The 8,863-nt window shown below is 72.0% G+C and carries 8 protein-coding genes; 5 read left to right on the forward strand and 3 right to left on the reverse strand.

Translation table 11 applies throughout. From position 1 onward, the window contains the following. Positions 1–293: glycogen-binding domain-containing protein (locus tag PYV61_RS15660; protein ID WP_275833221.1), on the forward strand; the 293-nt coding region annotated here is incomplete at its 5' end. Between the two features lie 15 nt (positions 294–308). Here PYV61_RS15660 and PYV61_RS15665 read toward each other — a convergent pair. Beyond that, positions 309–530, reverse strand: coding sequence for a hypothetical protein (locus PYV61_RS15665; protein ID WP_275833223.1), 222 nt, complete (start codon positions 528–530; stop codon positions 309–311). Positions 531–1,410: 880 nt separating this feature from the next. Between PYV61_RS15665 and PYV61_RS15670 the strand changes: the two genes are divergently transcribed. Together PYV61_RS15670 and PYV61_RS15675 are read left to right on the forward strand one after the other, a co-directional pair. Then, complete coding sequence (locus PYV61_RS15670) at positions 1,411–2,193, forward strand: hypothetical protein (protein WP_275833225.1); 783 nt, start codon at positions 1,411–1,413, stop codon at positions 2,191–2,193. A 1,180-nt stretch (positions 2,194–3,373) separates the two neighbouring features. Continuing rightward, positions 3,374–3,589, forward strand: coding sequence for a hypothetical protein (locus PYV61_RS15675; protein ID WP_275833227.1), 216 nt, complete (start codon positions 3,374–3,376; stop codon positions 3,587–3,589). Here the strand turns inward: PYV61_RS15675 and PYV61_RS15680 are convergent. Further along, positions 3,551–4,378: a DUF3667 domain-containing protein gene (locus PYV61_RS15680; protein ID WP_275833229.1), complete on the reverse strand. Its 828-nt coding sequence runs from the start codon at positions 4,376–4,378 to the stop codon at positions 3,551–3,553. The genes PYV61_RS15675 and PYV61_RS15680 overlap by 39 nt on opposite strands. Before the next feature lie 77 nt (positions 4,379–4,455). On the opposite strand from PYV61_RS15680, the gene PYV61_RS15685 reads away from it, so the two are divergent. Beyond that, entirely contained in the window at positions 4,456–5,016 is a 561-nt protein-coding gene (locus tag PYV61_RS15685; protein WP_275833231.1) for a hypothetical protein, read from the forward strand. A 201-nt stretch (positions 5,017–5,217) separates the two neighbouring features. Here PYV61_RS15685 and PYV61_RS15690 read toward each other — a convergent pair whose 3' ends face one another. Further along, entirely contained in the window at positions 5,218–6,300 is a 1,083-nt protein-coding gene (locus PYV61_RS15690) for a DUF3616 domain-containing protein (RefSeq protein ID WP_275833233.1), read from the reverse strand. 276 nt (positions 6,301–6,576) lie between these two features. On the opposite strand from PYV61_RS15690, the gene PYV61_RS15695 reads away from it, so the two are divergent. Beyond that, positions 6,577–8,691: a TonB-dependent receptor gene (locus PYV61_RS15695; protein WP_275833235.1), complete on the forward strand. Its 2,115-nt coding sequence runs from the start codon at positions 6,577–6,579 to the stop codon at positions 8,689–8,691. Positions 8,692–8,863 lie beyond the last annotated feature (172 nt).

Raw genomic sequence — 8,863 nt, forward strand, 5'->3', positions numbered from 1 at the left:
CGGCGACGCGCGAGGCCCCGCAGGCCGAGGCGGTGGACGGCGCGGGCGCGGTGCGTCGGCTGCGCGTGCGCGCGCCGGGCGCGGGATCGGTCGAGGTGCGCGGCGACTGGACCGACTGGCGCCCGATCGGCCTCGTGCGCGACGGCGACGCGTGGGTGCTCGCCGCGCCGCTCCCGCGCGGCACGCGGCGGCTGACGGTGCGCGCCGACGGCGGCGCGTGGCGCGTCCCGGCCAACCTCGCCGGGGCCGACGACGACTTCGGCTCGCGCGTCGGGCTGCTCGTCGTCCCCTGACCGCGCCGCGCGGCGTCAGGTCAGCACGAACCAGACGATGCCGAGCCCGAGCACCGACAGCGCGGTCACCAGCGCGACCCCGTAGGCGCCGAGCAGGAGCGCGAGCTTCAGCGCGGTGCGCGCGGGCGCGCCGCCGTACACGACGCGCAGCGAGCGCCAGGCGTACGCCGGGATCGCGGCGAACGGGAGCAGCGCCCACGCCCCTGGCGTGAAGTGGACGACGAGCATCACGAGCATCGCGAACGCGTGTGCGTGCGCGCAGTCGCGTCTTGTACTTCGCGTAGAAGCGCGCACCCCCTGGCGGATGCGCGGGCGCGATCATCTCTGCTGCGGTACGCGACGGGCGGCTCCCGTCGGACCTCAGCCATTTTCGCGACGTCGCGACTGGCCCTGTCCGAGACAGTCAGGCCGGACGCCTTGCAGCGGTAGTCGCTGAGAGAGCGGACCCTTAAGTGGGTCCGACGCAACTCTATCGGTCAGCGATCTTCGGCATCTGTCCGGTTTGTTTGGCACGGGTGTACCTTACTTGTCCAGCGCTCCGAAAGCTTGTCCAGGTCTAGATGAGACTTTACCGGCCAGTGGGCAGTCGTATTGACAGGTTCACCTGCCACTGGAGCGAGTATTAGCGATGGAGAAAAGAAGTGGCCTAGGTGACTCGGCCGAGTCCTGCCGGCGATCTGGCACTTGGAATGCGCTTCGTGGGAGATGTGGCCGTGCCAGTCGGAAACTGACTGCGCTCGTTCAACAGGAGTCGACGCCACGGATCAGAAGGTCTCCGGCGACATAAGATTGCTTTTGTATTGCTCCGGGGCCTCGCGAATTCATTTGTCCAAGCGGTTGTAGTGAAAGGAGTTGTATACTGCTCAGGGACGTTCGGGGAATACTGTGGACTAGTAAGTCGGTCTCCGGTCAATTCTTGAGTGGACGTTCCGGCTTGGATGGCTCGAGGAATCCTGGTGAGGGGTTTGCTCGTGCATCGTGCTTGCTCCGTAGAACCGTTGTTTGGTCCCCGGCCGGCATCAAGGTGCGTTCCGTGGGCCGGTAATGCGATTTCGGGCGCTTGACGCGTGGTGGACGGGTGATTACCCTCATCGCGCACCCACACGTGAGCGCGCCCATGGAGACCTACGAGATGGAGACCGGCTCGAAGGAGGAGCGTGGTGTACGCTCCCCGGGATTTTCACTGCCGGAAGCACTCGAGTTACTTCGCCAAGTTCGGACAGGGGTGGGCTACGGACGCGCCAGTAGGGACACCGTGGCGAAGGCGATGGGCTTCACGTCGCTCAATGGGCGCTCAAATCGCGCGATCGGCGCATTGACGCACTTCGGATTGATGGAGCGCAGCGGCGCTGCTGCGCTGCAAATCTCCGATCTTGGTCGGCGTCTGCTTATGCCGCGTGACGACGTTGAGAGTCGCGACGGGCTTGCTCAGGCAGCGATGGAGCCTACGCTCTATCAGCGGCTCTTCGGCCGTTTCGGAGGGCATGGACTGCCTTCGCTTCTGCCGAACATTCTCGTGAGAGAGTTCGGAGTCCATGCGAACACGAGCGAGGACGTCGCCCGAATCTTTCGGGAGTCAGTCGAGTTCGCGGGTCTGCTGCGTCACGGCATCCTTCACACTGAGCCGGAGCCTGCGGAGAGCACCGCGCTTGTCGCTGTGTCCGCGTCCAGTACCGCGAGTCAGGCGCCGCTCGCGAATGCACCCGTCGCCGTTGCGCCGAGCACCGTCGATGGCCCGCCTCCGGTGAGTCCGGTCGGGGCTGGCACGCAGCGGTATACGATTCCGCTCGACAGCCAGGGCCGCCTGGCTACCATCGACATCCCTCTGCCCGTTGCTCCGGGCGATCTGCGCCGGGTGGCCAAGTGGGCGCAGTTCATGTTGTCACTTGAGGACGAGTAAAAACGCCCAATGTCAGTTGCCGCTGACATTGGGCGTTCAACTCCCACGGGGACACGCGTAACCACCCAAAGGGAGGCCGGGACATGCCCGCCGTGCGTGCTAAGTGCATGGGTATCGTACGGATATGTGGCGCCGGCAACAAGGGGATTCGCCCATTCTCGGAGACTCAGCCATGGCTGTGCAACCGGCGCCGGAGGGCTACAAGTGGATTTTCTGCCGCTCGTATGTCCACGCGGCCACCAAGAAGCGCGTCCTTGCCCCCCCGGGTAAGACGTTTGCCTTCCTCGTTCCCGAGTAAGGTCGCCTGAGCGGCGAAGGGCTACACGGCATCGTGTAGCCCTTCGTCTGTTCTCCGCCGCTGTCGCCGCTCACTTGCTCGAGAACCGCGCGCGCTCACCGGCGCGGCGACGATCCAGTGACCGGGACTTTCCGGGTCAGGCATACGCGCGCAGTTCCAGTAGCGGTTGAGCAAGGCGCGCGCTTCTTTCTCGGGAAGCGGCTTCACGGGTATGAGTGGCAGACAGGCTTGAGGAGCAGCCTTTCCCGGCGTCAATGTCTCGGTTGCCACTCTGAACTGCCCGTCCACCAGCTGAACCACGAGCCAGAGGTTCTCTGGCCGGACGTAGAACTCAAGGTCTTGGTCTTCGCGCTTTATGCGAAGGGCAGCGCACAGGCGGTCGATCCGAGCGGATTCCCGCGACGCATCTTCGGGCCGCAGCGGCACACTAGAACACAGAAAACCACGCGGGGCGAACGGGTCCTTGAACGTTCTCAGTAGGATACGCCGCACATCGCACTCCGCTCTCGATTCCAGGTTTAGCGCCCTTACAGGAATAAATGATATCATTTATTCCGGAAGTCAACCCGCCGACCAGACGGCGGCATGAGCAATGCGCCCCGGCGTGGGCGCCCCGAGAAGCTGGGGCGTCACCACCGATTCGTCCTACGTGTCCCAGACGAGTTGTTCGAGAGACTGCGTGCGCGGGCCGAAGTGAGCGGCACCTCCCTCAACGACCTAATCCTCGAGTCGCTTCGTCGGCACTTGGACCGTCCCGTTGGCAATGATGTAGACCTCAAGTAGCGTCTCGGCGGACCGGGAGCGGTGGGTGGAGCCGATCCAGGGGGGCCAGCCCGGACACGACTTTGACGAGGTGTGATCTATGACTGAGTCGGAGGGGTGATGCACGAGAACAATATCATGCACGAAGACCTCGTCCGTCGGGCGCTAGACCACATGGACGAGCGGGCCGTCGAGGGGATGACCGACGAGGACTTCGTGATCCAGCAGCTACTGCTGGTGATCGGGGACCGCTACGATGACTCGCTCGCCGCATACGTGCGCGAGCGCACGGAGCAGCTAGAGAACCGGCTGAAAACGACAAAGCCCCCCGGGTGACCCGGGGGGCGTTGGGGCGGTCACGCAGCGACCACAACTCCTAGGACGTACCGTGCGAAGTGTCGCACCGACAACGACTTGGTGTTGAATATCGAAGCGCTGTAAAGCCCGACACAGGTGCAGGTGCAGCGCGTGCACGAGGTGCTCGGCGTAGAACAGCGGCGCGCGGCGGTAGGCGAGCCGCAGCAGGAGCGCGAAGGCCGGCACCAGCACGAACACCATGTTCGACAGCTGGCCGTAGAACGCCTGCGAGAACGCGCGGTCGCGCTCCGCCTTGGGGAGCGCCGCGAAGCGCCGCATCCGCGCCTCGAACGCGCGCTCGACGGCGCCCGCCGGCGCGGCCGCGCGCGCGCCGGCGGCGGGGTCCGTCGGGGCGTCGGTGCTCGCCGCCACGGGCTCGCGCACGCGGAGGTCCAGCTCGCGCGCGTTCACCCGCCGGTCGATCGCGAGCCCGACGAAGTACACGACGCTCAGCGTGAGGTACAGCCGCAGCGGGCGCAGGTAGCGCGCGCGCCGCCCGCCGAGGAACTCCGCGGTCAGCCGCCCCGGATGCCGGACGAGCAGCCACAGCGTCGCCGGGATCTTCCCGTCCCACCCCGCGAGCGAGTCGAGCAGCTCGTCGACGATGCTGCGCACCGACCGGTGGAGGTCGTGCTGCTCCTGCCCGCAGCGCGGACAGAACGCGTCGCCCGCGGGGGCGCCGCAGTTGGCGCAGGCGGGCGCCTCGACGGGCGCGGGCGCGGCGGCGGCGACGACGACGGGAGCGGGGGGGGCGACGGTGACGTCCACGCGCCCAAGGTCGGCCCCGCACGACGCGGCGACAAGGGCGCCCTGGACGGCGGGGCACGCGGCGGTTTCGATCCGGGATGCCGTCTCCCGTGCGCGCCCTCGCCCTCCTCCTGCTCCCCGCCGCCGTCGCCGCGCAGCCGGCCGCGCGCGCGTCGGTCGACAGCGGCACCGTCGTGCGCGTCACCGCCCCCGCGCGCGGCCTGCACCGCGTGCGCGCCGTCGCCGAGTCGGCGGGCCGCGACTCGCTGCGCCTCCGCGTCGACGGCCCCGCCGCGACGCGCCTGTCGCTCGCCTGGTCCGAGGTCGCCACGCTCGACCGCTCGATCGGCGTCGACCGCGCCTACAACGCGCGCCGCGGCGCCGGGATCGGCGCACTCGTCCTCGCCGTCCCCCTCGGCGGCGCGGCGGCGGTCACCTACCTCCACGCCTGGCGCCTCGACCGCAACGACCGGTGCCGGTCCGAGTGCTACCTCGCGCCGGTGCTCCTCGGCGTGGGCGCGCTGCTCGGCACGGGCGCGGGCGCCCTCCTCGGCGCGGCGATCGGGGCGGGGACGAACGGGGAGGGATGGGAGGCGGTGCGGATTCCCGTGCGAGTCGGGGTGGTGGGGAATGGACTGGGGGGCCGGCTGACTTTCTGAAACGGCGTAGGGCGGGGTGACCCGAACTTCCGGGTGAGGCGCAGGGCGGGGTGAACCGAACCAAGGGGTACGGCGCAGAGCGGGGTAGGGCGGCCCTACCGGCTGCGAGCTCGTAGGTCCGCGGTACCCCGGTGTGCGGTTCACCCCTTGGTTCGGTTCACCCCGCCCTGCGCCGTATCCTGATCTTCGCCGTACCCCGCTCTACGCCGTGGACGAGCGCACTGGATACAGGTCCGCCACCACCGTCGACCCTCGCGCCCGCCCCGCCGCCGGCGAGTCGTGCACCACCAGCAGCGCCGGCCCCCCCCGGTCCTCGACCAGCAGCGCCAGCCCTTCGGGGTGGTCCACGCGCTCCTCGTCGCCGTGGCCGTACGGCAGCTCGACCACCGGCTCCAGCGCGTCGCGCGTGACGAACGCGTCGCCGCGCGCGTGCCGGGCGCCGCGCCAGCGGAGCACCGTGCAGCGGCCGTCGAGCACCATCGACGGGCCGGCGAGGACGAGCAGGTCGTCGCCGTCGGCGCACAGCTCGCGCACGCCGAGGCCGTAGAGGTCGAGGAAGAACTTCTCGTAGCGGCGCCCGCCGGGACCGCAGCGGCGCAGGCGGAGCGCGGCCGCGTCGTCGGGGTCGTCGGCGGGGTGGAGGGCGAGGATCACCGCCGTCCCCCGCAGCACCGGGCTGCGCAGCCCGAGCCACAGCCGCTCGCCGTGCACCGCCAGCCCCTCGATGTCGAAGCCGTTGTCCTTCCCCGGGACGTCGAGCCAGGCGCCGAGGTGCGGGTCGTCGCGGAGCGCGCGGGTGAGCGCGTCGCGCGAGCGGGTGCCGGGGAGGCGGCGCGCGCCGGGGCCGGGGAGCGGCCGGCCGGCGGCGTCGGCCACCAGCGGCAGCCGCGCGACCAGGTGCCGGTTCCCCTTCCGCGACGTGCGCGCGAGGCGGCGCAGCCGCTTGGCCGGCGACAGCTCCTCGTCGGGCTTCCGGCGCACCACCGAGTGCGAGCCGGTCACCCAGAGCGCGCCGCCCGACACGTCGATCCCCTCGACGTCGATCTCGTCGTCGGCGGCGCCCGGGAGGTCGACCAGGTTGGCGAGGTCGACGTCCACCGCGTCGCCCCACCGGTCGTCGGCGACGCGCGTGAGGCGCACCAGGCACGTCCCCTCGTCGCTTCCCAGCCAGAGCGTGTCGCCGTCGGCGGTGGCGGCCGACAGGTCGTGGCGCCCCGCCTCGGCGGCGGCGCTCCCCGAGAAGTCGAGGGTGACGGGGCGCGGGGGGTCGACGCGGTTCCTCATGCGGCCAGGTCGGCGCACGAGCGGTTGATGTTGCCGCAGTCGGCGCACACCTGCTTGCACTTGCGCCACTCGAGGCGCTCGGACCCGCAGTACTCGCAGCGCTCCATGTCTCCTCGTCGGCTCCTCGTCCGGGTCGGCGTTGCGCGGTAACCTACTCCCGATCGGGCAGACCGGATGCCGCGGGCGCAGCGTTCGCGTCGCCGGCCGCGTACGCCCTTCCGGTCGCGAGCGTGCGCGGCCGCGTCCGCTGCTTCCCTCCCGTCGCCCCACGTCGACATGCCCCGCCGCTCCGCCCGCCTCGTCGCGCCCGCCGTCGCCGCCCTGCTCCCCGCGGCGGCCGCGGCGCAGGCCCCCGGCACGCCGCGCGACAGCGCGACGCGCCGCATCGAGCCGGTGGTCGTGACCGGGACGCGGGCGGCAGCGACCGTGGGCGGCGCGGGGGCGGTGGTGGTGCGCCCCGACTCGCTCCCGATCCCGACGCAGCCGGCCCCGCTGCTCGAGCAGGTGCTGCGGCAGACGCCCTTCGTGCTCGTGCGGCAGAACTCGCGCGGCGAGGTCGAGCTGTCGGTGCGCGGCTCCGACTCGCGCCAGGCGTCGCTCCTCCTCGACGGGCTCCCGCTCACGCTCGGGTGGGACCACCGCACCGACGCGTCGCTGATCCCGGCGACCGGGGTGCGCCGCGTGACGCTGGTGCGCGGGCTCTCCTCGCTGCTCACCGGCCCGAACGCCCTCGGCGGCGTCATCGCGGTCGAGCTGAACGCCGCCGACGCCGACGGCGCGCGCCGCCCCGACCTCACGCTGGGGACGGGCATCGACCAGTTCTCGGCGCGCGTGCTGACCGCCGCCGGCGGCGCCCCGGTCGCGCTCGGGAGCGGCACGCTCACCTTCCGCGGCGGCGCCACGTACCGGCAGCGCGACGGCTTCGCGCTCAGCCGCGACGGCGGGGCGGGGGAGGGGACGACCGGCGGCGTCGGTGATCCGGGCGACGTGCGCGACGCGGCGCTGCGCACCAACACCGACCTGCGCCAGACCGACGGCTTCGCCGCCGTGCGCTGGGACGGCGCCTCGGGCGCGTACCTGGGCGGCACGGTCACGGCGTACGACGCGCGCCGCGGCGTCGCCCCCGAGCTGCACGTGCGCGCGCCCCGCTTCTGGCGCTACCCCGAGTCCTCGCGCCGCCTCGGCGTGCTGAGCGCCGGCACCGGCGACCTGGCCACGCCGTTCGGGCGCGGGCGCGTGGACGCCAGCGTCGGCGCGTACCAGGGCGACCTCGAGATCGAGAGCTTCACCAACCGCACGTACAGCACCGTCGCCTCGCGCGAGCTGGGCGACGAGCGCACGGCGAGCGGGCGCGTCACCGCGGCGCACTCGCTGCCGGGCGACGGGCAGCTGCGCGTCGGCGGCACGCTCGCCGACGTGCGCTACGACGAGACGCTCGACGCGCAGCTCCCGGCGTCGGTCGCGTCGCGCTACCGCCAGCGGCTGTCGAGCCTCGGCGCGGAGCTGGAGTTCCCGCTGCTGTCGCGCGTGCTGGTGAGCGGCGGCGTGGTGCGCGACGCCGCCGAGACGCCCGAGACGGGCGGGAAGGCGTCGCTCGGGGAGCTGTCGCGGTGGGGGTGGCGCGTCGGGACGACGGCGGCCGTCGTCGACCAGCTGCGGCTGCACGCCTCGGCCAGCCGGCGCGCGCGCTTCCCGGCGCTGCGCGAGCTGTACTCGGGGGCGCTCAACCGCTTCGACCCCAACCCGACCCTGCGCCCCGAGAGCCTGCTCGGCTTCGAGGCCGGCGCGACGGTGGTCGGCGACGCCGCGGCGCGCGCCGGGCTGACGCTGCAGACGGTGGCGTTCCACCACCGCCTCGACGACGCGGTCGTGCGCGTCACGCTCCCCAACCGCCTCTTCCGCCGCGTCAACCGCGACCAGATCCGCAGCACCGGCGTCGAGCTGCTCGCCGGGTGGACGCCGGCCTCGCTCCGCGGCGTCTCGTTCACCGGCGACCTGCTCGCGCAGAAGGTGCGGCTGTACGACGAGACGCTGCCGGCCGGCCAGCCGAACGAGCGCCGCCCCGAGCACCAGCCGCAGCTCCGCGGCTCGTTCGACGTCGGCGTCCCGCTCGGCCTCGGCGTGCGCGGCTCGGCGCTCGCGCGCTACACGGGGCGCCAGTTCTGCCAGCACCCCGACCTCGGCCGGCAGGTCGCGCTCGGCGCCCAGACCGTCGGCGACGCCGCGCTCTCGCGCGCGTGGTCGCTCGCGCCGGCCGGACGAGGCGCGCGCCTGCTGCGCGCCCTGCGCGCGACGCTGGCGATGGACAACGTCACCGACGCGACCGTCTACGACCAGTGCGGGCTCCCGCAGCCCGGGCGCACGGTGCGGTTCGGATTGGAGCTGAGGTAAGCGGCGAGCGTCGAGCGTCGAGCGCGCTCCTCGCAGCGCGGGCGGCGTCTCCGCCCGGGAGCCGCCTTCGCCGGCCCACCCGAGCGCCGGGCGCCGAGCGCCGAGCGCGATAGTCCGCTCGGCGCTCGGCGCTCGGCGCCCGGCGCTCGGCCCGTGACGCGACGGGGGCTCC

Source organism: Roseisolibacter sp. H3M3-2, from assembly GCF_029211165.1.
Classification (GTDB): domain Bacteria; phylum Gemmatimonadota; class Gemmatimonadetes; order Gemmatimonadales; family Gemmatimonadaceae; genus Roseisolibacter.